Source organism: Streptomyces sp. NPDC006208, assembly GCF_040613775.1.
Classification (GTDB): domain Bacteria; phylum Actinomycetota; class Actinomycetes; order Streptomycetales; family Streptomycetaceae; genus Streptomyces.
Genome location: NZ_JBEXSW010000013.1, coordinates 156,271 through 179,033, shown reverse-complemented (window position 1 = coordinate 179,033; position 22,763 = coordinate 156,271). Strand labels below are relative to the sequence as shown.

Here is a 22,763-nt window from a genome sequence, read left to right as displayed (position 1 = left end):
GCCGTGTCGCCAGGAGAGGAGAGGCATGGCGTCACCAGTCACCACGCAGACGGTTCAGCCACTCGACACACTGCGCTTCGACACCTCCGGACCGCCGGAGATCACGAGTGTGCTCTCCGGGCATCTGCGCCTTCTCGGGGCGCAGGCGGCCGACACCGCCCCCGGCGCCCGGCCGGCCGGCCACACCGTGCTGAGCGGCGGAGACTTCGCGCCGGCCGAGGCCCGTACGACGTGGGCGAGCCGGGGGACGGGCATCGACGACGAGGCCACCGTGCAGGCGGCCACCGGCATCATGGCCGTACACGGGCGACGCGACGGTGAACCGCGTGGCCTGGCCGCCGACTTCACGGCCGCGGCCACCGCCGTCCTCACTGTGCAGGGGCTCCTCGCCGCCTTGCTGGGCCAGGCGCGCGGCTGCTCCCCGGCCCAGGTCACCACCCGGGCCGACCGGGCCGGACTGCTCGCCGTGTCCCAGTACGTGGCCGCAGCGGGAGCGGACGAGGGCGAGGCGGCCGAACTCGCGCCCGGCGGGCCGCCCTTCGTCTCGGCCGACAGGATTCTCTTCGAACTGGAGACTCTGGACGCGGGAGTGTGGGCCGCCTTCTGGCGTGCCCTGGAGGCGCCGGCGGATGCGGTACGCGCCGGCTGGCGGCCGTTCCAGTTCCGCTATGCGACGGCCTGCGCCCCCTTCCCGCAGGCGCTCCACACCACGGCACAGGCGCACCCCCTGCACCGGATCCGGCAGGCCGCCTCCGTCTCGGGGGCCGAGGTCTGCGTCCTGCGCACGCTCGCCGAAAGAGCCGCGGAACACGACGGCGCGGCACCCTGGGCCCTGGACGTCCTGGGACCCGGCCGTATGCCCCGCACGCGCGGCCCCGGCCCCGTCCTCGGACGGCCCCTTGCGGGCCTGACCGTGCTGGAGGCAGGGCGACGGATCCAGGCTCCCCTGGCCGCGCACCTTCTGGGCCTGCTCGGTGCCGACGTGATCCGTATCGAACCGCCGGGCGGCGACCCCTTGCGCGGCATGCCGCCCGCCTGCTCGGGGATCTCCGCCCGCTGGCTTGCGCTCAACCGGGGCAAGCAGGCCGTCGAGGTCGACATCAAGGCCGAAGCGGACCGGCGCCGCCTGCGGGAGATGGCTGCGGAAGCCGATGTGTTCCTGCACAACTGGGCTCCGGGCAAAGCCGCGGAACTCGGCCTGGACGCCGATGACTTCGCCCCGGTCAACCCCGCGCTGGTGTACGCCTGCACCAGCGGCTGGGCAGGACGGCTCACCGACGCTCCCATGGGGACCGACTTCGTGGTCCAGGCCCGCACCGGTGTCGGCGAGGCCGTGCGCCCCGAGGACGAGAAGCCGGCTCCCTCCCTGATGACCCTGCTCGATGTGTTCGGCGGCCTGCTCGGCGCAGAGGCGGTCCTGGCCGGGCTGCTCCTGCGGGAGCGCATCGGCCACGGCGTACGGGTGGACTCCTCCCTGCTCGGCGCGGCCGACGTGCTGACCGCACCCGCCCTGCGCCGGGCGGTCCGCGGTGACAACCCGAGACGCCCGGCCGGGTTCCGCCGTCCGCTGCCCACGGCGGACGGCTGGGTCGCCCCGGGCGACGACTGCGCCGCGGCCGCGGCCGCGTACGACCTGCGCGGTCTGCCCACGGACGACGCCCTGCGCCTGCTGCACACCCACGGCCTGAGCGCGACCCGCGTCACCACCGACCTGTCCGACCTGCATCACGACTCGCGCTTCACCGGCTCGATCAGCCGCGATGCGCACGGCGCCCCCGTCGTCCCCGACCCCTGGAGCTTCGCGTGACCGTCGAACTGCACGACCTGCTGCCCGCCGAACTCCGCCGATCCTGGGTGATCGACGGCACCTGTCCCGACCTCGACCTCTACAGCCTGTTCCGCGCCCGCCAGGTCGCGGACCTGCACCGCACGGCCGTTCTCGACGCCAAGGGCAAACTCTGTTACACGGCTCTGGACCGCAAGGTGCGAAGTCTCGCCTCCGGGCTCAGAGAGCTCGGCATACGACCGGGTGACGTGGTCGGCGTTCAGCTCCCCAACAACCGCAACGCCGTCATCGCCGATCTGGCGCTCGCCGCCCTCGGCGCGATAGCCCTGCCGTTCCCCGTCGGCCGGGGCAGCCTGGAGGCCGAGTGCCTGCTGCGCCGCGCCGAAGCCGTCGCTGCCATCGCCGCCGTCGACCACCGGGGTTCCCACCACGCCGCGGACCTGCACACCGTGTCCGCGGCACTGCCCGCGCTGCGGCACGTCATCGCAGCGGGACCGGGAACCGCTCCTGAAGGAACGGTTCCGCTCTCGCAGCTGCTGCGCTCCGACCCGAGCGGCTTCGTGCCCGCCCGGCCCAACCCCGACAGCGCCGCCCGCATCCTGGTGTCGTCCGGTTCGGAGGCCGAGCCGAAGATGGTCGCGTACTCCCACAACGCGCTCGCGGGCGGACGCGGCAACTTCCTTGCCTCCCTCCTCCCCGACAAGACTCCGCCGCGCTGTCTGTTCCTTGTACCGCTCGCCTCCGCCTTCGGTTCCAACGGCACATCGGTCACCCTTGCCCGGCACGGCGGGACACTCGTCCTGCTCGACCACTTCACGCCGGACGCCGCCATCGAGGCGATACGGCAGCACGAGCCCACGCACATCCTGGGCGTGCCCACCATGGTGCGGATGATGCTCGACCGGCTCGAGGACACCGGGGAGAAGCTGCCCGCCCCGACGGCCCTGGTCCTGGGCGGAGCCCCGCTCGACGAGACCACCGCGGCCGCCGCCGCGGAAGCGTTCGGCTGCCCGGTCGTCAACCTCTACGGCTCCGCCGACGGGGTCAACTGCCACACCGGACTGGACAGGACCACTCCGCCCACCGACGGCGTCGGCGTGGTCGCCGGCCGCCCCGACCCGCGGGTGGCCGAGATCCGCATCACCGGCCCGGAATCCCGGGCCGAGGTGACGGACGGCTGCATCGGCGAGATCATCGCGCGCGGACCGATGACACCCATGTGCTACGTGGGTGCCCCCGAACTCGACGGCCGCTACCGCACGTCCGACGGCTGGGTACGGACGGGCGACCTCGGCTTCCTCGACGAGGACGGCGTCCTGCACGTCGTCGGCCGGCTCAAGGACATCGTCATCCGGGGCGGCGCCAATATCAGCCCGGCCGAGGTGGAGCGGGAGATCGGCGCACACCCGCTGGTCCGGGACGTCGTGTGTGTCGGCGTTCCCGACGAGCTGATGGGGGAGCGTCTGGCGGCCTGCGTGGTGCCACGCTCCGACGGCGCCCCCACCCTCGACTCGCTCCGTGAACACCTCACCCTGCGCGGACTGGAGCGCCGCAAGCACCCCGAACGCCTGCTGGTCGTGGACGAACTCCCGCTGACCCCGGCGGGGAAGCCCGACCGGGCCGCTCTGTGTGAGCGACTCACCGGGGGCGAGCCGCCACGGGACACTGCGGCTGCACCGCTCGCCCAGGCCGACTGAGGTCCGGCGGCCCGGAGGTCCATCCTCCGGGCCGCGGCGGCGCCTGGACGGACTGCGGGCGCGAACACTGCGTGATGCCTGAGCACCTCGGTGCAGCACGGGCTGCGGAAGAGCGGCCAGCACGGTTTTCCAGAGCGTCGCGGAAGTCGCTGCCGGAATCCCCTGACCTGCGAGTTCGTTTACCCTCAGCCGTTGCGGCTTCGCTCTGGCCCACGTATGGCCCACGAAGAGCGAAGCGCAGCTCGCTGCCGAGGGCGGGAAGACAAGGCGGGGCTGCAGCATCGACATGGATGCAACGCACGCATGCACCGCGCGCGAAAGAGTCGAAGCGGGTGACCTCAAGGCCGCAGCCGCCATGTCCCAGATCCGCAGCATGCTGCGGGCTCTGTCCTTCGACGGCCGGACCGCTCCGAGTGCCGCGCTGAGCCGGCTGGACCGGATCATGCACGCGACGGGCGATGCCGGCCCACGGATCCACGAATTGCAAAATTCTGCAATTCAATACATGCTGTGTTTGCTGTGTTCGCAGGTAGCCGCGGGCACAGCACCAGCCGATGCCCCGCCCGTGGGGCGATGAGGGGTCTGTGAGTCCGTGCCGGTTCCGCTGTATCAGGCCAAGGCCGAGTTCTTCCGGATGCTGGGGCATCCGGTGCGCATACGCGTCCTGGAGCTGCTGCAGAACGGTCCGATGCCGGTACGGGATCTGCTGGCGGCGATCGAGATCGAGCCGTCGGCGCTGTCGCAGCAGCTGGCGGTCCTGCGCCGCTCCGGGATCGTGACCTCCACACGGGAAGGTTCGACCGTGGTGTACGCGCTCGCAGGCGGGGACGTGGCGGATCTGATGCGTGCCGCGCGACGGATCCTGACCGAGATGCTGGCTGGGCAGAACGAGCTGCTGGCCGAGCTGCGGGATGCCGAGGTCACAGCCAGGTGAGCATCATTCTTTCCCCGGCTTTGGGCCGGGTGCGTTCTCTGCTGCCCGCCCGCGCCGACCTGAGAGCCATGGGCCATCAGCCGCGCCGCAACCTGCTGGCGGGCCTGACCGTGGCGATCGTGGCGCTGCCGCTCGCGCTCGGTTTCGGGGTGTCCTCCGGGCTCGGCGCGGAGGCGGGGCTTGTGACCGCGGTGGTCGCCGGGGCGCTCGCTGCGCTGTTCGGCGGCTCGAACCTGCAGGTCTCCGGCCCCACCGGCGCCATGACCGTGGTGCTGGTACCCATCGTCGCCCAGTACGGACCGGGCGGGGTCCTGACCGTCGGGCTGCTGGCCGGGCTCATCCTGATCGGCCTCGCGCTGCTGAGGGCAGGCCGGTACATGCGCTATATCCCGGCCCCGGTGGTGGAGGGCTTCACGCTCGGTATCGCCTGCGTGATCGCCCTGCAGCAGGTCCCGAACGCGCTCGGGGTCGCCAAGCCCGAGGGCGAGCGGGTCCTGGTGGTGGCCTGGCGGGCAGTCGAGGAGTTCGTCAAGGCTCCGAACTGGACCGCCGTCGCGCTCGCGGCCGCGGTCGCCGCGGTCATGCTGGCCGGTGCGCGATGGCGGCCAACGATCCCGTTCTCCATCGTCGCGGTGATCGCCGCCACGCTCGCCGCCCAGCTGTTCGCCTTCGACGACGCGGCTCCGATCGGGGACCTGCCCACCGGGCTGCCAGCCCCCTCCCTCGCCTTCCTGGACCTGGCCGCGCTCGGTTCGCTGCTCGCCCCGGCGATCGCGGTCGCGGCGCTCGCGGCGCTGGAATCGCTGTTGTCGGCCACGGTCGCGGACGGCATGACGGTCGGTCAGCAGCACGATCCGGACAAGGAGCTGTTCGGGCAGGGCATCGCGAACCTGGCCGCGCCGCTGTTCGGTGGCGTCCCGGCGACGGCCGCGATCGCCCGTACCGCGGTCAACGTCCGCACCGGCGCCTCCTCCCGCCTGGCGTCCCTGACCCATGCTGCCGTCCTGGCCGTCATCGTCTTCGCCGCCGCCCCGCTCGTGTCGAGGATTCCGCTCGCCGCGCTCGCCGGTGTCCTGCTGGCCACCGCGATCCGCATGGTCGAGGTCGGAGCCCTGCGCGCGATGGCCAGGGCCACCCGCTCGGATGCGCTCGTCCTCGTGCTCACCGCCGTGGCCACACTCGCCCTCGACCTCGTCTACGCGGTAATCATCGGCCTGGTGGTGGCCGGCGCCCTGGCCCTGCGCGCGGTGGCGCAGCAGGCCCGCATGGACCAGGTCGACTTCCGCGCCGACCTGCCCGGCGAGCACAGCGACGAGGAACACGCCCTGCTGGCCGAGCACATCGTCGCCTACCGCATCGACGGCCCGCTGTTCTTCGCCGCCGCGCACCGCTTCCTGCTCGAACTGTCCGACGTCGCGGACGTCCGCGTGGTGATCCTGCGCATGTCCCGCATCACCACCGTGGATGCCACCGGCGCGCTCGTCCTCAAGGACGCGATCGACAAGCTCGGCCGGCGCGGGATCGCGGTGATGATGTCCGGCATACGGCCCGCCCAGCGCCAGGCCCTCACCTCCGTCGGCCTCCTGGAGCCGCTGCGCCGCCAGGGCCGCGAGTACGTCACCACCCCGGAGGCGATCGCCGCAGCCCGCGTCCACCTTCAGGGCAGCGGAGTCATCCCCGCCGTCCCGTCCCAGCCACATCGTTCCGCGGTCCAGGAGGTTGCGAAATGACCGCCCCCACCTCCCACCGCCAGATGATCGAGGTCGCCGGCACCGAAGCCCTGTGGCTGCTGGAAGGCGCGCAACAGGGTCGACTCATCCACGTCCGGCGCGGCAGCACGCTGGTGCGGCCGGCCGTCCACGTCTTCGAGTACGGCCGCCTCATCGTCCGCGCGCCCGTCCAGGCCACCGCACTGGAGGGCCGAATCGCTCTCACATACGAGACGGACGAGATCCGCACACCGAGCGGCACCGGATGGATGGTGACGGCCACCGGCCTGGCCGAGCACCTCACCGACCCCGATGAGGCCGCCCACTACCGCCGCACCCTAACCGGCTGGGGCCACGGCCCGCACGACAGCCTCATACGCATCCACCCCCAGACAGTGACCGGCTTCCGCCTCACCCACAGCACCGCCGCCCAGGCTCCCGGGCACACTCGGCAGGGGCAGGGCAAAGCGTGATGCAGCCTTCCGACCTGCCGCACCGTCACGTGCTGACCGCGCCCACCGTGCCGGCCTCCGTGCGCCTGGCCCGCCAGACCGCCGAGATGACGTTCGCCTCATGGGGCATCCACGCCGCCCACCCCGCCATGGGGCCCGCGCTGCTGATCCTCAGTGAGGTGGTCACCAACAGCGTCCGGCACGCCGCCGCCCTCTCCCCGAGTCTGACCGTCACGTTGGCCGCCGGCGACGACACGCTGGCCTTCGCCGTGCACGACCGCCACCCCTACCACCCCGGCATCGTCACCGCGGCCGGCGGCAGCGGCGGACTGGCCACCATCGCCGAGGTCACGGCCGGCATCGGCGGCACCTGTGTCCTGCGCCAGGACGCCGACGGCGGCGGCAAGAGCGTGTGGACCACCCTCCCCCTGGGACGAACGAAAGAGCAGCGATGACCATCGAGTGGCGCTACACCACCCACCAGAACCTCGGCGTCCTCTCCCTCGCCGGGTTCCTCGGCGCCGACGCCGTGCACCGCTTCTCCGGCGCCGTCCACTGGGTCCTGGCGCGAGGCACCGGGCCGGTCATCCTCGACCTCACCGAACTTCGGGGCTGGTCCGCCGGCGGACAGCTCGCCGTCGCCCAGGCATCCCGTGAGCTCACCGCCGAAGGACGGAGCCTGGAACTGGCCGCCATCCCCGCCGACGGCTCCCTCGTCCCCGACACCACCCATCCGCCGATCCCCGTCCACACCGACCTGCCCACCGCACTCGCCGCCCACCGGCACGCAGGGGAACAGGTCAGGGAATGGTGCAGCGACGACTGGCCCGGCCCGCAGAACACCGCCGTTCGCGGCTGCAGCTGAAAGCAACACCCGCACACAGACAGACAGGCAAGGACACAGCGATGAGCGACACCGTGGTGAAGGACAGCAACGGAACCCCGCTGCAGGACGGCGACTCCGTCACACTGACCAAGGACCTCAAGGTCAAGGGCACATCGGAAACCCTCAAGCGTGGAACGCTGGTGAAGAACATCCGGCTCACCAGCAACGCCGAAGAGGTCGAGTGCAACACGAAGAAGGTCAAGGGCCTGGTCCTCAAGACCCAGTTCCTCAAGAAAGCCTGACCTCGCGACCGGTGCTCCCGCCGGGCGGCGGCAGCACCCGGCCCGTTCAGTCGCCGAGCAGACGCAGGTCCGGGCGCATCCGCCGGCCCAGGGCCGAGGCACTGTGCTCGGGCGGGATGTTCCGCTCAGCGGCCAGTTGCAAGAGTTGCCGGGTCCGCTCGTCCAAGCGCTGCGTCAAACGCTCGTGCAGCAAGCGCGCGGGGTTCTCCTTCAGGGGCAGCCCCCGCACTGCCGCCCCGTCCAACACCCTGTCGACCCTGTCGTCAAACCGCTGCAGCAGACGGCCGTGCAGCATCAATGCATCCAGCACGTCCTGATCGCTCAGCCGTTCCGGCGCTCCGGCACTGGACGCGACGACGGCGGTCACCAGGTCCGCCGTCCCGCACGGCACACTGTCCTCGACCCGGTCGGTGATCACGTCACCGAACCGCTCCACCAGCCGGCGCACGGCCGCCAACTGCGCTGACGCACGCGCTTCACCGCCCACGGGGCCCGCAGCGTCACCTTCGCTCCCCTGCTCCCCTTCGCCCATCGCCACTCCCGCCGCGGGACGCTTCTGCTGATCAGCACACACCCTCGCGAGACGGACGTCAGGCGGACTCGCAAGGTCGGACTACCGCCGCCGATCGTCACATCCGACAGGCGACAAGAGCTGCATTGCCGTGACCAGCGGCGTGCCTCACGGACGGACCGGGCAGCTGGGCCGGCTGCCCGGCCCTCGGGGCTGTAGCCGACCGATGTGTCACTTCTGCGCGTGCTCGCCCACGTAGAACAGGAGCCAGACGAAACCGGCGAACAAGTGGGTGGCGAAGACGTACACGAAGACGCGCAGCATCACACCGCGCTCCTTCCACTTCTCCAGGTCCTGCTCTTCGCGCTTTGCTCTGCGCGCCACGTCATCCCTCACAGTCATCCCAGTCAAGCGGCTTCTGAAGAACACGAAGCCAGAGCATCACGAGCAGCAGCGCATGGCCTCGTCGGCCTGTGCCCCTGCTCCCTGCGGCACATGCCGGCCGGCCTTCATCAGGAGGCTTCCTTCTCCGCCAGACGCAGCTCGGCCAGAAGTTCCTGCTGGCCGGTCAGCAGCACGGACAGGATGCGGCGGGCGGCTGCGAGCAGCTCGGCAACATCCCCGCCCGCCAGTTCGTAGACGACCGTCGAACTCTCCCGGGTTGCCCGGACGATGCCCGAGCGGCGCAGCACTGCCAACTGCTGTGAAAGGCTCGAGGGCTCGATGTCGATCGCGGTCAGCAGGTCCCGTACCGGCATCGGCCCGTCCTGCAACAACTCGAGAACCCGGATGCGCACCGGGTGCCCCAGCATCCGGAAGAACTCGGCCTTCGCCTGATACAGCGGAACCGGAGCCGCAGTCATCCCTCACTCACCCCATCCTCCAGTGCCATCCCATGCTTGCGAGCTACCCGCAACGCGTCCTCCAGCTCATCAGCCGCAAGCGACACCTCGTAGACGTCATCCGCCTCGGAAGCAGCCTGCAGCCGAGCCCGAGCCTGATGAACCCGCTCCCGAGCCGCCTCAGCGAAACCGCCCACCGCCACGCTCCATCACCTGTGGAATTGAAGAACTTTTCACATTGTAAACCCCTGTGGTCGGCGCCGAAGAAGTCCAGCACGGCCTTGCACGTGCTCTTCGGTTTCGCGGTCACCGGGGTCTGGACGTAGGCGACGGGGGCATGCAGGTCCCGTACCCCCGTGACACTGTCCGGGTTGAGCTGCTGATGCATGTCGAGCCAGGCGTCCTCGAAAGCGGCGGCGACCTCAAAGGCAGTCTCCGTCTTGCTCTGGCAGCCGCCGCCGTCGATCATCAACCCGGGCCGCGTGCTGGCCTTGTGCTTCATCGCCCCGCGCCGCAGGCGTGAGCGCATCAGGCGGGCGACCGCAGCGCTCATCGGGGTTTCCAGCAGCGGCAGATTGCTGTGGGTGGCCTCCCGGTGCAGCTCGTGCAGTGCCCTCTGCCGGGGGCTCATCGCGCGGAAGGCCGCCAGGTCGATGCGAGGGGCAGACGCGAACTGACGCCGCGACAGCCGCCACCCGCGCCAGCCCTCGGCCGTCTCGCGATCCGCCAGGGAGACCGGCAGCAGGAACGGCGCAGGAGACCTATCGGTGTTGGTGCTCATGACCTCTCCGATTCGTCCGGCGTGTCGCTGTCCTCAGGCTCGGGCAGCAGGAACAGGTTGCGCCGGCGGGCTTGCTCACCGAGCGGCGGCGGGATGGTCGGCGGGGCCAAGCCGGCGGCCTGACGCCTGGCGAGCCGTGCGGCGTCGACCACGTCACTGACCAGCGTCGCCCGTTCTTCCAGCTGACGGCTTCGGTATCGCTGTCCCTGCGCTCCGCCTGAGAGCAAGGGTGGGTGCAGTCGGTGGCCGGTCGGTGGACACGGCCGCCTCCTGCAGGGCTTCGCGGGCATGCTCGATGCGGCGGCTGCGGCTCATCCGGCTGGCCCATCGATCGGTAGGCTGCTCGGCTCCGAGCAGCTGCAGCAGCACCGGCAGCAGGTCGGCATCGGTGCGGGGCCCCAGCCCCCGCTGGCGTGCCGCGACGAGCATCTCGCCGACCCGCGGGTCGCCGAAGCAAGGCCCCTCACTCCGTACGCCACGCGGGCGAGTCCGACGCCGCGCCGGAAGCCGGCCCCAGTCCGGTGGGGGAGTGGTCGCCGAACTACGCGTGAAGGACCCGGCGCAAGCACAGCATCCTGGTCGGCTCAGCGCCACCAGAGGTGCCGCTCTGAACACCGCCAGAGCGAGCAACAGGCGCGTTCCTGCTGCCGCTCTCGCCGACTGGGCATCAGTCCGCAGGGCGCCAACGGTCGGCCACACTCGGGACGCTTGGGCGCGTGCTCTGTCGCCCTGCGATGCGGTGTGCTGAGAGCGCCCGCCCTACGGCATCCGTGAATGCTTGGTTCTCTACGAACTCCCGCGTCGATTCGCCCAGTTCTTGCTCAGCAGCGTCAACTGCCTCAATCGCCTTGTCCTCCGGTCGACTTCAGCCACTTCTCGCCGCCGAGCGGGAACTCGTACGCCGGTCGCCCGTTGTTGCCACTCGTCCGGAACGGCTTCCCGCCGTCGTCGACGACCAACGTGCCCTTCCGCTCACCACTGGACCAGGTCACCTCCAGATTCCAGGTCACGTCGTACGCCGACGCGTCGGCCGTGATCCTGAAGACCTCCGGATCCGACTCGCTCACCTTGTACGGAAAGTCCCGCTGCCCGGCCCCGGCCACGACGATCGGCTGCGCGGCATCGAGCGCCACGGTGAAGGGCCGAGCCGGCACACCACCCCCGCACCCGACGCCCATCACGTAGTCGTTCCAGGCCAGCGGCATGTCCTTGCCGACCACCCGGACCTTCAGACTCTCGATGACCACCGTCTCCTCGCCGGTTCCCTGCACGGTCAGCGTCACCAGCTGCTCCCCGGCCGTCACCGCCTTGTGCGCCCCGACCCAGGCCGGTGCGTCCTGCTCCACCGGCGGGGCACCGACCTGTGTCGCGGGCCGGTCGATCAAGTAGTGCTGGGAACAGGGGTGTTCCCAGCTGTGCGGACGGGTGTTCACGGTCAGCGGAGCACCGGCGTCCGTCTTGTCACCGGCGCCTGCTCCGCCGTTGGATCCGCTCTTCGGCGGGGTTGCGGACGGGGAGTTCGTCCCGCCGGGCCTGGCGCTCTTCGAGGCAAACACCGACGCGTTCGGCGAGGCCTTGGTCGGCTGGGCGGAGACGTCCTCCGAGGCGGCTGCACCGACGGGCCTGCCCCGGCCTTCGTCGCTCTGCTTCCCGCCCGACGACAGATCCACGGCCGACGCGACGGTACCGAGAACGACGGCCAAGGCGGCACCGGCGAGCACGGCGGTACGACGGTTGAGGCGGCGGGTGCGGTCGGGACGCGTGGGCTGGAGGGGGCCGGGGAGGTCGGCGGGGGCGGGATCGAACGTGAGCTCCGACGCAACTTCGGGGGCGTCGGGCACGACGGCCGCATCATCGGAGGCGGCCTGCGCATCCCCAACAGGGGTCACCCCGGCCTCCGTACGAGCCACAGTTGCCTCCGCCGCCCCCTTCCTCCCCCGCAACGCATCCGCCAGCACCCACTGCCGATGCAGCTTCACCAGCTCCTCCGGCGAGGCCTTGCACAGCCGGGCCAGCCGCTCCACGGGCGCGTAGTCGGTAGGGACGGCATCCCCGTTGCAGTACCGGTGCAGCGTCGACGTACTCATGTGCAGCCGTTTGCCGAGGACCCCGTAGCTGAGCCCCGAGCGGTCCTTGAACTGCCGCAATAGCGCCGCGAAATCGGCCGCCGCAGTGCCTTCCGACACCCTTCCTCCATCCCCCACGTCCCGTTCCCCGTTCCAGGGAATGGGCGTTTCTCCAGGTCAGGCCCGCCGCAGTCGTTCCAGTGTCCCTGATCGCCCGCCGGATGAGGCGGTTGGGACGGAAGACGGAACAGGCTCTGGTCATCCAAGCACGCCGCTCCCGGCAGCCGATCGAGCGGATGCACTCAATCCCGTTGCACGGACAAGGAACAGCCATGAGCACCTTCCGCCACGCCCGCCTTCTCGCCGCCACCGGCGCCGCCCTTACCGCCCTCGCCCTCACCGCCTGCGAGAACGGCTCCGGCAGCCGGGACGAGGGCGCCTCGAAGTCGGCGTCGCCGACCGCGACCAAGGATGCGTCGAAGCCGGCGCAGGACCGGTCGTCGCAGCAGCCGACGCAGAACACCGGTTCCGGGCAGCCGTCGGCCCAGTCCTCTCGGGCGGGCAAGCCGGCGCAGAACGACACCGGCGACAAGAGCGGCAAGAACGACGATCCCTACGCCCCGGGAAACCTGGCCAGCTGCAACGGCTCCAACACCAGGACCACGGCCCAGCCGGTCTCGCGCCCGCTCAACCACATGCTGCTCACCGTCACCAACACCGGCTCGAAGCCGTGCGCTCTGATGTACTACCCGGTGCTCCGCTTCGACGATATGCAGTGGGTGCCGCAGGCCATCGGCGACAGCAAGCCGCAGGCCGTGACGACGCTGAAGCCGGGCGAATCCGGTTACGCGGGCGTCCGGCTCAGCGCGGCCGACGGCAGCGGCACGGGCGGCGACACCGGCCGCAAGCTCACGATCGGCTTCCAGGGCAGGACCCCGAACAGCTCCGGCGGCCCGGCGGCCACCCCGGCCCTGCCGGCGAAGGGCGTCCACTACGACAGCGCCCTGAGCGTCACGTACTGGCAGACGGACGCGGAAACGGCCCTGAACTGAGCCACTCTCGGGCCGGCTGCCGATCGCAGGTGCTCGCGCCGGGCAAGTCGTCGCGGGCCCGCCGGCATGGCGGCCGGTCCGACGTGCTGCTCCGCCGCCCCGCCCGGCCGCCGGCGGAACCTGAGTACGGGTACTCATGCACCCGGTCCCGTCCGGGCGGAAGGTGGGGCGCGGAGGTGCGGAGATGAATCAGACCGCGGCGGTCCTGTGGCGCCGGGGCCGCGGGTGGTGCGCCCGGGCAGGCGGACTGCTGCTGGCATTCGCTCTGGTAGGGCTGACGGCGGCGTGCTCCCGCGAGCCGTCGGAGAAGGAACTGCGGACGCACGCCACGTCGCCCGGAGCGGAGTCCGGCAGGGCGGTGGAGGAGCGAAGGATACGCGCCCTGATCGAACGCCTGACCGCTGTCGAGGGCCTGGAGCACGTGCTCACGCGCTTCGCCGACTCCTGTGCCAGGCCCAACGACGGTTCGATCTTCGAGAACAACCGGTCTCCGTACATCCTCAAGTGCAGCATGCAGGCCGTCGCCTACTTCGGCGTCCAGGGAGACATTACCGACGTGCTGCCCCGAATCCGAGCGGGCGGCATCGCGACCTGGGGGCCGCAGGACGGCGAGGGGCGGGACATGCCGCACGCTGCCGGCACCGTGACCTACGCGCTCGACTACCATCGTGACCGCGGCCGGGGCCCGAACGGCACCCTGATGTCCGCGCCCGCGCTCGAAGCCCCAGGACTCCGAATCGACTGGGACCGGCCGGACCTGCCGCTCCCGAACCGGATCGAGGAGCCCGCCCCGTGCCCCCGGGCCGGGCCCGGCGGGACCTACGACCGCTGCTCGACCGCCCCGGAGGCCCCGATGAGCATCGAGGCCGCGCGGGGCCGGTACGGCACCGTCCTGACCTTCGAACTCGGCGGCTACGGCTCCACCGCATACGACTACTTCACCGTGCCCCGCCGCGAGTGACCCGCGACAGCTCGACGAAGTGCCCTTCGATCTGTTGTGGTTGGGGCAGGGGCCGCACGCCCGCCAGCTGACGCGGCCAGGCTTGGGCCTGCCCGCAACATGTCCCCTGCCCGCAACATGCCCGAGGGCCCTTGGATCCGGTGCTCATCAAGCCCCAGGCCGGCCGAGCCGGAGCCTGGACCGTAACGGCTGTCTCACCCAACTCGACGCGGTCCGCCCAAGTCAGCAGCACTCAGGCCAACCGACTTCGTTGAGACAGGACAGATGGACACGCAGGCTGTGGAGGACGCTCGGCGGTGGCTGGCGGAGGACGGTGTCACGCAGGTCGGCGACGACGAGTGGACCGATTGTGAGACCGCGGACGGACGGCTCACCGCCAACGACGTCGCGCACGCCTGGGCAGGACTGGCGTTCACCGACGAGCGCCTGGACATGGCCGGGCGGCTGCGGCTGGCGTTCGGGCTGCTGGACCTCCTTGAGGTCTACCGGGTCCCCAGCGAGATCCACTTCGCCGACAGGGGGCCGGACGGTCCGCTGCCGCCTGAGGTGCTCTGGGACGGGTATCGACGGCGGCTGGAGGCGCCCCGGGCGGCTGAGGCCGTCACCTACTCCCTGTGGGTCGACTGGTTCGAGGACCGGAGCACCTCTGCTACGGCCTTCGCCGAAGTGCTCGGCCACGACATCGACCGTCTGCTGACCGGCGCGCCGGACGCCCTGCTCCGCCGGGCCCGCCGGGTCCTGGAGTGCTCGGGCCCGGTGCCCTGGCCGGCGAAGGAGACGGCGTACGGCACCGCGGCTCGCCTCCCGGTGCTGCACACGGCAATCTTCAAGGGCCTGCTGAGTGGGCCGGCTCCGGCGGGGAGCGGCCCAGGGGCGCCGCGGTGCCCGCCGCGGCGTCGCACGGTCAGGACGCGTTCATGGCCTTCTTCAGTTCGGCGGCCGCGTTGCGGTAGACCGGCAGGAGGTCGAGGTCGTCGCCCGGATAGTTGACGATCTTCACCTGCTTCGCGCCGGAGTCGGGCAGGACCGTTCCGGTCGACATGTGGGCGTTGTCCAGGACCAGGGCGGGCTTCTTCTTGGAGAGCTCCGCGAGCTGGGCGGGGGTGACCGGCTCGGGGCCGTAGGTGCCGACCGTGTCGGCGCCCGCGAGCTTCGCCGACCAGGCGGTGAAGACCTGCGCGACGACGTTCGGGCTCTTGCCGCCGGGCCATGAGGCCTTCAGGTCCTCGGACAGCGTGGCGTACTCGGCGTCGAAGGTGGTCTTCCATTGCGCCGCGGCGTCCTCGGTGCCGAACAGCTTGGCGAGCTTGGCGACCTCCGCGTTCACCTTGTCGGCGTCGTTGTCGAGGTTCACCTCGACCAGTTCGGCCTTGGAGCCGGCCGCCTCCTTGATCTTCGCGGCGTACGGCTCGAAGGGCGCGTACAGCACGAAGTCGGCCTCGGCGACGGCCGCCAGGTCGGAGGGCTTCGGGTCGTAGTCGGGGGCGTGGTGCACGGACTGGGGCACGATGACCTTGACGTCCTCGGCGCCGGCGGCCTTGGCGAAGGCGCCTTCCCAGGTGGTGGTCACGACCACCACGGGCTTCTCCTTCTTCGCATCGGTGCCGGTCTTGGCCGATGTGCCGCTGTCGCCGCCGCAGCCTGCGGTCAGCAGGAGCGCCGCGCTCAGTGCGAGGAGGGAGGTGATACGGACGCGGGTGCGCGCCATGAGCTGTTTCTCCGTTCGGGTATGAGATGGACGGCGAGGACGACCGCCCCCGCCGTCAGGACGAGGACCGGGCCCGGCGGCCAGTCCAGCCAGAGCGCCATGAGGAACCCCGTCAGATTGACGACGACGCCGATGCCGACCGCCCATACGGTGATCGATTTCAGTGAAGTGCCCAGCCGGCGCGCCGCGAGGGCGGGCAGCAGTGTGAGGGCATCGACCAGCAGCGCGCCGGTCAGTTTGATCGCTCCCGCCACCGCCACCGCGACCAGGACCAGGAGGACGACGGTCAGACCTCGGACCGGCACGCCTGAGCAGTGCGCCAGCTCACGGTCGTAGAGCAGCAGCCCGACGTCCCGGCGGCGCCACCGGAACAGGCCGGGTACGACGACGGCGAGCGTCCCGAGGACGATCAGGTCCGCGGTGCCCACGGACAGGATCGAGCCCCACAACAGGGCGAACGCACCTGAGGCGTTGACGCCCGAGACCGCGAGGACGAGCAGGGCGGCGGCTATGGCCAGGCTCATCAGCAGGCCCATGGCGCCGGACAGCCCGTCCGGGGTACGGGCGAGCGGGGCGACGCCCGCTCCGGACAGGGCGCAGGCCACGAGTGCGCAGAGCATGGGGTCCAGGCCGGTCAGCAGGCCGACGGCGATCCCCAGCAGAGCGACATGCATCATCGCGAAGCGCACCGGCATGATGTCGAGACCGACGATCACGACGCCGATCACCGGCAGCCCGATCGCCGCGAGCAGCAGGGCGAACCCCGCCCGCTGCACGGGCACCAGCTGCAGGAGCGCGCCCACGTCGGCGGTGGCCAGGGTCACCTGACCTCCCGCAGCCGCCCGGCCGCCATCTCCAGCACCCGGTCGCAGCGCTCGGCGAGCGTCCGGTCGTGCGTCACCACGACAAGGGTGACGGGCAGCGAGGTGAGGACATCGGCCGCCTCCTCCTGACCGGAGAAGTCGAGTGCGGCGGTGGGCTCGTCGGCGAGCAGTACACCGGCTCCTGCGGCGACGCAGCCGATCGCCCGTGCGAGATACATCCGCTGCAACTGCCCCCCGGACAGGGTGTGCAGCGCCCGCCGGGTCAGGTTGCCCACTCCCAGTCGTTCCGCCGCCTCGCCAGCCTCGGCCGACGCGGCGCTGCTGGCCAGCAACTCGTCGCCCAGGAGCGGGAACCGGCCCACCGCCGGTTTCTGCGGAATCCAGGCGCAGGCCCGCCGTCGCCACGCCCGGTCACCCGCCGTGCGGGTGTCACGGCCGCCGACCAGGATGGAGCCCGTCACCTGCCGGTGCAGGCCGAGGACGGCACGGAGCAGGGTGGTCTTTCCGGAGCCGTTCGTGCCGGTGAGGGCCACACGCTCACCGGCCGCGATCTCCAGATCCACGTCGGCCACGGCGTCGACCCGGCCGTGACGGCAGGCGACCCCCCGCATGCGCACATCCAGCCCACCCATCACACACCTCTCTGCGGTCCGACCTGGTGCGGGCGCAGTGGATCACTGCCCTCCCACACGGCAGTAGTCGGGTGGCGGGCGTGCGGAGTTCCCGCGCGGTCGGCGGGATTTTCCGTACGCGCCCGTACGGCCCCTCACCTCATGCGAACGGCGTGCCGGACCGAGCTGCGCCGCGTCGTGTTCGCCGGCGTTCACCAGTGCTCACCGGCGTCCGTCACGCCGCCGCGACGACGTCGTACCCGGCCTCCACGATGGCCTCGCGAATGCGGGTGTCGTCGAGCGAAGGACCGCTGACCGTCACCGCGTTCGCGGCCACATCGACGTCGACCCTGCTCACACCGGCGACTTGGCCGACCTCCTTCCTGATGTGGTCGGCGCAGTGACCGCAGGTCATGCCAGTGACGTGGTAGCGCTGTTCCGTCATGCTCTCGTCTCCTCGGTAGTGCCGTCTCCCTCATGTAGTCGTATGCGAAGCCCGTCCGGTGCCCGTGCAGACGGGTGAATCGGAGGCATCGGAAGGACACGGGCCCACGGCGTGCTTCACCGAGCGGCGCTCCCGGCGCATGCGGGCGATCTCGAACGGGCATTCCCAGGGCGTCCGGACCGTGGCAGACCGCTCCACGGGCGGACGTGCACGGAAAGGTGAGCGTGATGACCGACGTCAATTCCCTCGAACCCGTGGCGACCTTCTGCGGAAACTGCAGTTGCGGCTGCCCTCAACTGTTCGTCGACGAGAGCGCGCCGGCCGAGCGCAGGATCGTGATCACCGATGACTTCGGCCAGCAGGTGCGCATGAGCGCCGACCAGTTCGGCTCCCTTGTGGCGGAGGCGAAGGCCGGCACGCTGGACGCCATCGCCCTCGCCTGAGAACGGTCGAACGGTCCGTCCGGCCCGGCAACTGCTCAGCTGCCGGGCCGGACCACCACGACCGCCGTGTCGACGGCGCCGCTGTGCCGGAAACGGAGAGTGAAGGGCACGCTCTCGCCCGGTTGGCGGTGGAGCCCGCCCGTCAGCGTCACCGCCACCTGAAGGCTGTTCGAGGACACCACGAGCGTGCCGCCCGCCGGAATGCCGGCCGAGGTCACCACATCCGCCGAATCCGCACCGCCCGAGCTCACATGCCGGGTCGGCACGGCCTTGTCGGCGAGCGGGGACGTGACCGAGAGCAACTGGTCGGCGGATCCGCCGCTGTTGGAGATACGGAAGAAGACGGCCGTGTCGCCGCGCCCGGTGGACGGCATGAGGATCCGCGCGTTCTCGACCTGGACCCGGGGAGGCGTGCCGGCCGCGCCGAGCGCGGTCCATGTGGTCAGTCCCGCCAGAGCCGGCACGCAGGCCGTCACCGGAGCCAGCCCGGCGAGAAGCCCGTCCCGCAGCCGCTCCAGGGCCGGGGGCCGGTCCGTCGCCGTGCGCTCCGTACCGTGCCGGGTCATCATGCGAACTCTCCTCGGGGCCTGCGGGGCCTGCGGGGCCTGCGGGGCCCGTGGGGCCGCGGCGAGGCTTCCCATGCCCGCAGCCGAAGACTGTTGCCCACCACGAGCAGGGAGCTGACCGACATCGCGGCTGCCGCGACCATCGGGTTGAGCCATCCCACGGCTGCCATCGGCACGGTGACAGCGTTGTAGCCGAACGCCCAGACCAGGTTGGTACGGATCGTCCCGAGCGTGCGCCGCGCCAGCCGTACGGCCGCGGCCACTGCTTCGATGTCACCCTGTACGAGCGTCACATCGGCCGCGCCGATGGCCGCATCGGTACCGCTGCCCATCGCGATGCCGAGGTCCGCTCCGGCCAGCGCCGCGGCGTCGTTCACACCGTCGCCGATGACCGCGACCCGCCGCCCGTCCCTTTTCAACCGCCTCACCAGGTCCGCCTTGTCCTCGGGGGAGCAGCCCGCGTGCACCTCGGTGACACCGAGTTCGGCGGCGACGGCCCGCGCGGTGCCCTCACGGTCCCCGGTGGCGAGCACGGGCTCCACACCCAGACGCCGCAGCCGGTCCACCGCCCGGTAGCTGCCGGGCCGCAGGACGTCCCCCACGGCGATGAGAGCCTGGACGGCCCCGTCGACGCGGACGACGACCGGCGTGCGTGCCGACTCCTCCGCTGCGGCCAGTGCCACGGCGAGCGATGCGGGCAGGCCGTCCCCGGCAGCGGTCACTTCGACCCGCCGCCCCTCGACGGCGCCGCGGACACCGACACCCGGCGTAGCCAGGAAATCCGTCACAGGGGGCAACGGCAGTGCGGGCAGCGCGCGTTGCGCATACGTCGTGAGGGCACGGCCCAGCGGGTGCTCCGATCCTTGCTCCACCGCGCCCGCCAGCCGCAGCACGGCGTCCCTGCCGATGCCGTCCGCGACCGGAGTGACCTCGATGACGGTCATGTGCCCGGTGGTCAGCGTCCCGGTCTTGTCCAGGACGACGGTGTCGATGTGACGCAGGGCCTCCAACGCCAGAGGGCCACTGACCAGTACGCCGAGCTGCGCGCCACGTCCCGTGGCGGCCAGCAGGGCGGTCGGCGTCGCCAGTCCCAGTGCGCACGGGCAGGCCACCACCAAGATCGCCACACTGGCCGTGAGAGCGGCCTGCGGGTCCGCTCCCGCACCCAGCCAGAAGCCGAGCACGGTCACCGCCAGTGCCAGCACCACGGGTACGAAGACCCCTGCCACACGGTCCGCCAGCCGCTGGGCGCGGGCCTTTCCTGCCTGCGCCTCGGTGACCAGCTGCGTGATGCGGGCGAGCTGCGTGTCCGCGCCGACCGCCGTCGCCCGGACGGTGATCAGCCCGCCCGCGTTGACCGCGGCGCCGGTCACCGCCTGCCCCGGCCCGACTTCGACGGGGTCGCTCTCCCCGGTGACCAGGGACAGGTCCAGCGCGGAGTTGCCGGAGACCACCACCCCGTCGGTGGCGACCCGTTCACCGGGCCGGACGGTGAACTCCTGGCCGACCCGCAGCCGCTCGATCGGGATCCGCAACTCCTGACCGTTCTCCCGTACCGTCACGTCCTTGGCGGCCAGCCCGGCCAGCGAGCGCAGTGCCTCCCCGGTGCCGCGCCGGGCCCGGGCCTCCAGGAACCTCCCGGTGAGCACGAACAACGGCACACCGACGGCCGCCTCCAGATACACGTGTGCGACCTCGCCGCCCGCGGAGGGCAGCAGGGTGAACGGCATCCGCATGCCCGGCTCGCCCGCCCCGCCCAGGAACAGTGCGTACACCGACCACGAGAACGACGCCGCAACCCCCAGCGAGACCAGGGTGTCCATCGTGGCCGCCGAGTGCCGCAGCCCGCGCAGCGCGCGGCGGTGGAACGGCCAGGCCCCCCACGCCGCCACCGGCGCGGCCAGCGCGAAGCACAGCCACTGCCAATTGCGGAACTGCAGGGCAGGCACCATCGACAGCACGAGCACCGGCAGCGAGAGCAGAGCGGTGATCAGCAGCCGCTCACGTTCCCGGCGCCCTTCCCGGCCCTCCGGCTCTTCGGCGCCGGAGGGTGACGGCGCGCGGCGCTCCGTTTCCGGCGCCGGCAGTTCGGCGGTGTAGCCGGCCCGTTCGACCGTGGCCACCAGGTCCTCGGCGGCGATGCCCGCGGGGTGGCTCACCCTGGCCCGCCCGGTGGCCAGATTGACCGTGGCGCTGACCCCCTCCAGCCTGGCCAGGCGCTTCTCGACCCGGTTCACGCAGGCTGCGCAGGTCATGCCGCCGACGATCAGATCGGTGGTGGCCAGGGCGCCGGCCGGCTCCGCCGTCAATGGCCACCGCCCGAGTGGCTGTCGCCCACGCCGCCGCCGTCACGGGGGCCGGAGCCGTCCTCGGCGCCGGTGCCGGTGGAGTGCATGCCGGGGGCTACCGGACCGACGGCTGATCCGACCCTGTACGAGAGGGCGAACGTCACCACGAGCAGCACCAGGAACCCGGTCAGCGCCGGCGGCGGCGCCCATCGCCGCAAGGCGCCCGGGGGACGGGGAAGGGCGCGCTGCCGGTCTGCCATCGCCACTCCAGAGACGGGGCCCGCACCGGCTGACGCGGCGCGAGGGCGGAGGGAACAGAGAGCCGGGCCGTGGCTGTTCTGCCCGGCCCTTGGCCTCATGCTGGCATGGCGGGACGCCCCCGATCCCGGTTGTCGCGGCCGGTTCGGACGTGATGATTCTCCCGGCCCGCCACGGGAACCTGGCGGGCCGTTCCTCCGACCACCTGTGAACGGGCGCTAGGCGGTCGCTGCCGCGCTGATCTGCTCCTGGGCAGGGATCAGCAGGAGGCGGTCACCTCTCCAGGACGAGGGCGAGGCCCTGCCCGACGCCGATGCACAGTGTGGCGAGGCCGGTGCCGGAGCCGGCGGCGGCGAGCTGGTGGGCGACGGCGCCGGTGAGGCGGGCGCCGGACGCGCCGAGCGGGTGGCCGATCGCGATGGCCCCGCCGCGCGGGTTGACGACGGCCGGGTCGAGACCTGGCCACTGGCTCAGGCAGGCCAGCGCCTGCGCGGCGAAGGCCTCGTTCAGCTCGACGGTCCGCAGATCGCCGAACTCGCGGCCCGCCTTCTTCAGGGCGCGGCGGGCGGCCTCGACCGGGCCCGCCCCGAAGTACTGAGGCTCGATGCCGGTGACCGCCGAGGCGCCGATGCGGGCGAGCGGTTCGCGGCCGGTGGCGCGCAGGCCGTCCTCGTCCACGAGCAGAAGCGCTGCCGCGCCGTCGTTGAGTGGGGAGGAGTTGCCTGCCGTGACGGTGCCGTCCTTGCGGAACACTGGCTTCAGCTTGGCCAGTGCCTCCACCGACGTGCTGTCGCGGATGCACTCGTCGCGGGCCAGGTCCACCCCCTCGACCGGGACGACCTCCCCGTCGTACAGGCCCTGGGCCCAGGCGCGGGCGGCGTTGTGGTGGCTGGCGAGGGCGAAGGCGTCCTGGGCCTCGCGGTCGATGCCGTGACGGTCGGCGAGCAGTTCGGCACCCTCGCCGAGACCGACGGTCCACTCCTCGGGCATGCGCGGATTGACCATGCGCCAGCCGAGGGTCGTGGAGTACATCTGCTGGTGGCCCGCGGGGAAGCCGCGTTCGGGCTTCTGCACCACCCAGGGCGCCCGGCTCATCGACTCGACGCCGCCCGCGACGGCGATCGACGCGTCGCCGACGGCGACGGCGCGGGCGGCCTGGATGACGGCCTCCATGCCCGATCCGCAGAGCCGGTTCACCGTGGTGCCGGGGACGGTCACGGGCAGGCCCGCGAGCAGCACGGCCATGCGGGCCACATCGCGGTTGTCCTCGCCCGCGCCGTTGGCGTTGCCGAAGAAGACGTCGTCGATACGGGCCGGGTCGAGGTCCGGCGTACGGGAGACAAGGGCGCCCACAACTGCCGCGGCGAGATCGTCGGGGCGTACGCCGGACAGTGCGCCGCCGAACTTGCCGATGGGGGTGCGCACGGCGTCCACCACGTACACATCGCGCAGACGGTCGGTCATGGCAGCTCAGCTCCTCGTTCTCGCGTACGTCGTCGGGCGGGACGCCGGGCGCGCAGACCTGCATGGTTCCAGGATGCCGAAGCCGCCCACGGCGCGGGCCGCGTGATCCGGGATCGAACCGGGTTCATGGACGGATCGCCCCGAGTTTGCGTGCGCCCGGCATGCATGTCAACGGCTCGCCTGCCCCCGAGGTCCGACGCCAGGGTGCTTGGACTGTCCTTCGCCTTGCGTAGGCCG

At 71.6% G+C, this 22,763-nt stretch carries 26 protein-coding genes and 1 pseudogene; 13 read left to right on the top strand and 14 right to left on the bottom strand.

Annotated elements, in window-relative coordinates; genetic code table 11:
- Window positions 1-25 precede the first annotated feature (25 nt).
- The 9 genes and pseudogenes from ABZ208_RS13295 to ABZ208_RS13255 all read left to right on the top strand — a co-directional run bounded on the left by ABZ208_RS13295 (window position 26) and on the right by ABZ208_RS13255 (window position 7,706).
- Window positions 26-1,807: a CoA transferase gene (locus tag ABZ208_RS13295; protein WP_356909585.1), complete on the top strand. Its 1,782-nt coding sequence runs from the start codon at window positions 26-28 to the stop codon at window positions 1,805-1,807.
- Entirely contained in the window at window positions 1,804-3,483 is a 1,680-nt protein-coding gene (locus ABZ208_RS13290) for a class I adenylate-forming enzyme family protein (RefSeq protein ID WP_356909584.1), read from the top strand. The genes ABZ208_RS13295 and ABZ208_RS13290 overlap by 4 nt, the downstream gene beginning before the upstream one ends.
- A gap of 334 nt (window positions 3,484-3,817) precedes the next feature.
- Window positions 3,818-3,943, top strand: a pseudogene (locus ABZ208_RS13285) (SpoIIE family protein phosphatase); the annotation flags it as partial.
- A gap of 132 nt (window positions 3,944-4,075) precedes the next feature.
- Window positions 4,076-4,417, top strand: coding sequence for a metalloregulator ArsR/SmtB family transcription factor (locus ABZ208_RS13280; protein ID WP_356909583.1), 342 nt, complete (start codon window positions 4,076-4,078; stop codon window positions 4,415-4,417).
- Between the two features lie 68 nt (window positions 4,418-4,485).
- Entirely contained in the window at window positions 4,486-6,147 is a 1,662-nt protein-coding gene (locus ABZ208_RS13275) for a SulP family inorganic anion transporter (protein ID WP_356909601.1), read from the top strand.
- Entirely contained in the window at window positions 6,144-6,599 is a 456-nt protein-coding gene (locus ABZ208_RS13270) for a pyridoxamine 5'-phosphate oxidase family protein (protein WP_356909582.1), read from the top strand. The genes ABZ208_RS13275 and ABZ208_RS13270 overlap by 4 nt, the downstream gene beginning before the upstream one ends.
- Window positions 6,599-7,033 carry an ATP-binding protein gene (locus ABZ208_RS13265; RefSeq protein ID WP_356909600.1) on the top strand — a complete coding sequence of 145 codons (435 nt, stop codon included), beginning with the start codon at window positions 6,599-6,601 and terminating at the stop codon, window positions 7,031-7,033. Before ABZ208_RS13270 ends, ABZ208_RS13265 begins: the two co-directional genes overlap by 1 nt.
- Window positions 7,030-7,443: an STAS domain-containing protein gene (locus ABZ208_RS13260; RefSeq protein ID WP_356909581.1), complete on the top strand. Its 414-nt coding sequence runs from the start codon at window positions 7,030-7,032 to the stop codon at window positions 7,441-7,443. The genes ABZ208_RS13265 and ABZ208_RS13260 overlap by 4 nt, the downstream gene beginning before the upstream one ends.
- Before the next feature lie 41 nt (window positions 7,444-7,484).
- Window positions 7,485-7,706: an alkylphosphonate utilization protein gene (locus ABZ208_RS13255; protein WP_356909580.1), complete on the top strand. Its 222-nt coding sequence runs from the start codon at window positions 7,485-7,487 to the stop codon at window positions 7,704-7,706.
- Window positions 7,707-7,752: 46 nt separating this feature from the next.
- On the opposite strand, the gene ABZ208_RS13250 is transcribed toward ABZ208_RS13255, so the two are convergent.
- The 6 genes from ABZ208_RS13250 to ABZ208_RS13225 form a co-directional block, all read right to left on the bottom strand.
- Window positions 7,753-8,238, bottom strand: a complete 486-nt coding sequence (locus tag ABZ208_RS13250; RefSeq protein ID WP_356909579.1) for a hypothetical protein — start codon at window positions 8,236-8,238, stop codon at window positions 7,753-7,755.
- A gap of 210 nt (window positions 8,239-8,448) precedes the next feature.
- Window positions 8,449-8,619 (bottom strand): DUF6126 family protein, encoded by a 171-nt coding sequence (locus tag ABZ208_RS13245; protein WP_328395336.1) that lies wholly within the window; start codon window positions 8,617-8,619, stop codon window positions 8,449-8,451.
- 110 nt (window positions 8,620-8,729) lie between these two features.
- A complete protein-coding gene (locus tag ABZ208_RS13240; protein ID WP_328395334.1) occupies window positions 8,730-9,080 on the bottom strand; it encodes a metalloregulator ArsR/SmtB family transcription factor in 351 nt (116 codons plus the stop codon).
- A 43-nt stretch (window positions 9,081-9,123) separates the two neighbouring features.
- Window positions 9,124-9,840 (bottom strand): hypothetical protein, encoded by a 717-nt coding sequence (locus ABZ208_RS13235; protein WP_356909578.1) that lies wholly within the window; start codon window positions 9,838-9,840, stop codon window positions 9,124-9,126.
- Window positions 9,837-9,992, bottom strand: a complete 156-nt coding sequence (locus ABZ208_RS13230; RefSeq protein ID WP_356909577.1) for a hypothetical protein — start codon at window positions 9,990-9,992, stop codon at window positions 9,837-9,839. Before ABZ208_RS13230 ends, ABZ208_RS13235 begins: the two co-directional genes overlap by 4 nt.
- A 687-nt stretch (window positions 9,993-10,679) precedes the next feature.
- On the bottom strand, window positions 10,680-12,026 hold the full coding sequence (locus ABZ208_RS13225; RefSeq protein WP_356909576.1) for a helix-turn-helix transcriptional regulator: 1,347 nt from the start codon (window positions 12,024-12,026) through the stop codon (window positions 10,680-10,682).
- 212 nt (window positions 12,027-12,238) lie between these two features.
- Between ABZ208_RS13225 and ABZ208_RS13220 the strand changes: the two genes are divergently transcribed.
- The 3 genes from ABZ208_RS13220 (at window position 12,239) to ABZ208_RS13210 (ending at window position 14,909) form a co-directional block, all read left to right on the top strand.
- Window positions 12,239-12,958 carry a DUF4232 domain-containing protein gene (locus tag ABZ208_RS13220; protein WP_356909575.1) on the top strand — a complete coding sequence of 240 codons (720 nt, stop codon included), beginning with the start codon at window positions 12,239-12,241 and terminating at the stop codon, window positions 12,956-12,958.
- Window positions 12,959-13,142: 184 nt separating this feature from the next.
- Window positions 13,143-13,919 (top strand): hypothetical protein, encoded by a 777-nt coding sequence (locus ABZ208_RS13215; protein WP_356909574.1) that lies wholly within the window; start codon window positions 13,143-13,145, stop codon window positions 13,917-13,919.
- A 264-nt stretch (window positions 13,920-14,183) separates the two neighbouring features.
- Window positions 14,184-14,909, top strand: coding sequence for a hypothetical protein (locus tag ABZ208_RS13210; protein WP_356909573.1), 726 nt, complete (start codon window positions 14,184-14,186; stop codon window positions 14,907-14,909).
- Here ABZ208_RS13210 and ABZ208_RS13205 read toward each other — a convergent pair.
- The 4 genes from ABZ208_RS13205 to ABZ208_RS13190 form a co-directional block, all read right to left on the bottom strand.
- Complete coding sequence (locus tag ABZ208_RS13205; RefSeq protein WP_356909572.1) at window positions 14,824-15,627, bottom strand: zinc ABC transporter substrate-binding protein; 804 nt, start codon at window positions 15,625-15,627, stop codon at window positions 14,824-14,826. The genes ABZ208_RS13210 and ABZ208_RS13205 overlap by 86 nt on opposite strands.
- The gene (locus tag ABZ208_RS13200; protein WP_356909571.1) at window positions 15,585-16,451 is read right to left on the bottom strand and encodes a metal ABC transporter permease; all 867 of its coding nucleotides are present in this window, start codon (window positions 16,449-16,451) and stop codon (window positions 15,585-15,587) included. The genes ABZ208_RS13205 and ABZ208_RS13200 overlap by 43 nt, the downstream gene beginning before the upstream one ends.
- Window positions 16,448-17,083, bottom strand: a complete 636-nt coding sequence (locus ABZ208_RS13195) for an ABC transporter ATP-binding protein (RefSeq protein WP_328395326.1) — start codon at window positions 17,081-17,083, stop codon at window positions 16,448-16,450. Before ABZ208_RS13195 ends, ABZ208_RS13200 begins: the two co-directional genes overlap by 4 nt.
- A gap of 214 nt (window positions 17,084-17,297) precedes the next feature.
- Window positions 17,298-17,507, bottom strand: a complete 210-nt coding sequence (locus ABZ208_RS13190; RefSeq protein ID WP_356909570.1) for a heavy-metal-associated domain-containing protein — start codon at window positions 17,505-17,507, stop codon at window positions 17,298-17,300.
- Window positions 17,508-17,734: 227 nt separating this feature from the next.
- Between ABZ208_RS13190 and ABZ208_RS13185 the strand changes: the two genes are divergently transcribed.
- Window positions 17,735-17,950, top strand: a complete 216-nt coding sequence (locus ABZ208_RS13185) for a hypothetical protein (protein WP_328395322.1) — start codon at window positions 17,735-17,737, stop codon at window positions 17,948-17,950.
- A 35-nt stretch (window positions 17,951-17,985) separates the two neighbouring features.
- Here ABZ208_RS13185 and ABZ208_RS13180 read toward each other — a convergent pair whose 3' ends face one another.
- The 4 genes from ABZ208_RS13180 to ABZ208_RS13165 all read right to left on the bottom strand — a co-directional run bounded on the left by ABZ208_RS13180 (window position 17,986) and on the right by ABZ208_RS13165 (window position 22,526).
- Window positions 17,986-18,519, bottom strand: a complete 534-nt coding sequence (locus ABZ208_RS13180) for a copper chaperone PCu(A)C (RefSeq protein ID WP_356909569.1) — start codon at window positions 18,517-18,519, stop codon at window positions 17,986-17,988.
- A complete protein-coding gene (locus ABZ208_RS13175; protein WP_356909568.1) occupies window positions 18,516-20,825 on the bottom strand; it encodes a heavy metal translocating P-type ATPase in 2,310 nt (769 codons plus the stop codon). The genes ABZ208_RS13180 and ABZ208_RS13175 overlap by 4 nt, the downstream gene beginning before the upstream one ends.
- Window positions 20,822-21,064, bottom strand: coding sequence for a hypothetical protein (locus tag ABZ208_RS13170; protein ID WP_356909567.1), 243 nt, complete (start codon window positions 21,062-21,064; stop codon window positions 20,822-20,824). Before ABZ208_RS13170 ends, ABZ208_RS13175 begins: the two co-directional genes overlap by 4 nt.
- 271 nt (window positions 21,065-21,335) lie before the next feature.
- Window positions 21,336-22,526, bottom strand: coding sequence for a thiolase family protein (locus tag ABZ208_RS13165; protein ID WP_356909566.1), 1,191 nt, complete (start codon window positions 22,524-22,526; stop codon window positions 21,336-21,338).
- Window positions 22,527-22,763 lie beyond the last annotated feature (237 nt).

What these genes read in the sequence shown, in the direction of transcription:
- ABZ208_RS13295 (WP_356909585.1), top strand. Translation starts at nt 26, where the DNA reads ATGGCGTCACCAGTCACCACGCAGACGGTTCAGCCACTCGACACACTG.
- ABZ208_RS13275 (WP_356909601.1), top strand. Translation starts at nt 4,486, where the DNA reads ATGGGCCATCAGCCGCGCCGCAACCTGCTGGCGGGCCTGACCGTGGCG.
- ABZ208_RS13270 (WP_356909582.1), top strand. Translation starts at nt 6,144, where the DNA reads ATGACCGCCCCCACCTCCCACCGCCAGATGATCGAGGTCGCCGGCACC.
- ABZ208_RS13265 (WP_356909600.1), top strand. Translation starts at nt 6,599, where the DNA reads ATGCAGCCTTCCGACCTGCCGCACCGTCACGTGCTGACCGCGCCCACC.
- ABZ208_RS13260 (WP_356909581.1), top strand. Translation starts at nt 7,030, where the DNA reads ATGACCATCGAGTGGCGCTACACCACCCACCAGAACCTCGGCGTCCTC.
- ABZ208_RS13255 (WP_356909580.1), top strand. Translation starts at nt 7,485, where the DNA reads ATGAGCGACACCGTGGTGAAGGACAGCAACGGAACCCCGCTGCAGGAC.
- ABZ208_RS13250 (WP_356909579.1), bottom strand. Translation starts at nt 8,238, where the DNA reads ATGGGCGAAGGGGAGCAGGGGAGCGAAGGTGACGCTGCGGGCCCCGTG.
- ABZ208_RS13245 (WP_328395336.1), bottom strand. Translation starts at nt 8,619, where the DNA reads ATGACTGTGAGGGATGACGTGGCGCGCAGAGCAAAGCGCGAAGAGCAG.
- ABZ208_RS13240 (WP_328395334.1), bottom strand. Translation starts at nt 9,080, where the DNA reads ATGACTGCGGCTCCGGTTCCGCTGTATCAGGCGAAGGCCGAGTTCTTC.
- ABZ208_RS13235 (WP_356909578.1), bottom strand. Translation starts at nt 9,840, where the DNA reads ATGAGCACCAACACCGATAGGTCTCCTGCGCCGTTCCTGCTGCCGGTC.
- ABZ208_RS13220 (WP_356909575.1), top strand. Translation starts at nt 12,239, where the DNA reads ATGAGCACCTTCCGCCACGCCCGCCTTCTCGCCGCCACCGGCGCCGCC.
- ABZ208_RS13215 (WP_356909574.1), top strand. Translation starts at nt 13,143, where the DNA reads ATGAATCAGACCGCGGCGGTCCTGTGGCGCCGGGGCCGCGGGTGGTGC.
- ABZ208_RS13210 (WP_356909573.1), top strand. Translation starts at nt 14,184, where the DNA reads ATGGACACGCAGGCTGTGGAGGACGCTCGGCGGTGGCTGGCGGAGGAC.
- ABZ208_RS13205 (WP_356909572.1), bottom strand. Translation starts at nt 15,627, where the DNA reads ATGGCGCGCACCCGCGTCCGTATCACCTCCCTCCTCGCACTGAGCGCG.
- ABZ208_RS13195 (WP_328395326.1), bottom strand. Translation starts at nt 17,083, where the DNA reads ATGGGTGGGCTGGATGTGCGCATGCGGGGGGTCGCCTGCCGTCACGGC.
- ABZ208_RS13190 (WP_356909570.1), bottom strand. Translation starts at nt 17,507, where the DNA reads ATGACGGAACAGCGCTACCACGTCACTGGCATGACCTGCGGTCACTGC.
- ABZ208_RS13185 (WP_328395322.1), top strand. Translation starts at nt 17,735, where the DNA reads ATGACCGACGTCAATTCCCTCGAACCCGTGGCGACCTTCTGCGGAAAC.
- ABZ208_RS13180 (WP_356909569.1), bottom strand. Translation starts at nt 18,519, where the DNA reads ATGATGACCCGGCACGGTACGGAGCGCACGGCGACGGACCGGCCCCCG.
- ABZ208_RS13170 (WP_356909567.1), bottom strand. Translation starts at nt 21,064, where the DNA reads ATGGCAGACCGGCAGCGCGCCCTTCCCCGTCCCCCGGGCGCCTTGCGG.
- ABZ208_RS13165 (WP_356909566.1), bottom strand. Translation starts at nt 22,526, where the DNA reads ATGACCGACCGTCTGCGCGATGTGTACGTGGTGGACGCCGTGCGCACC.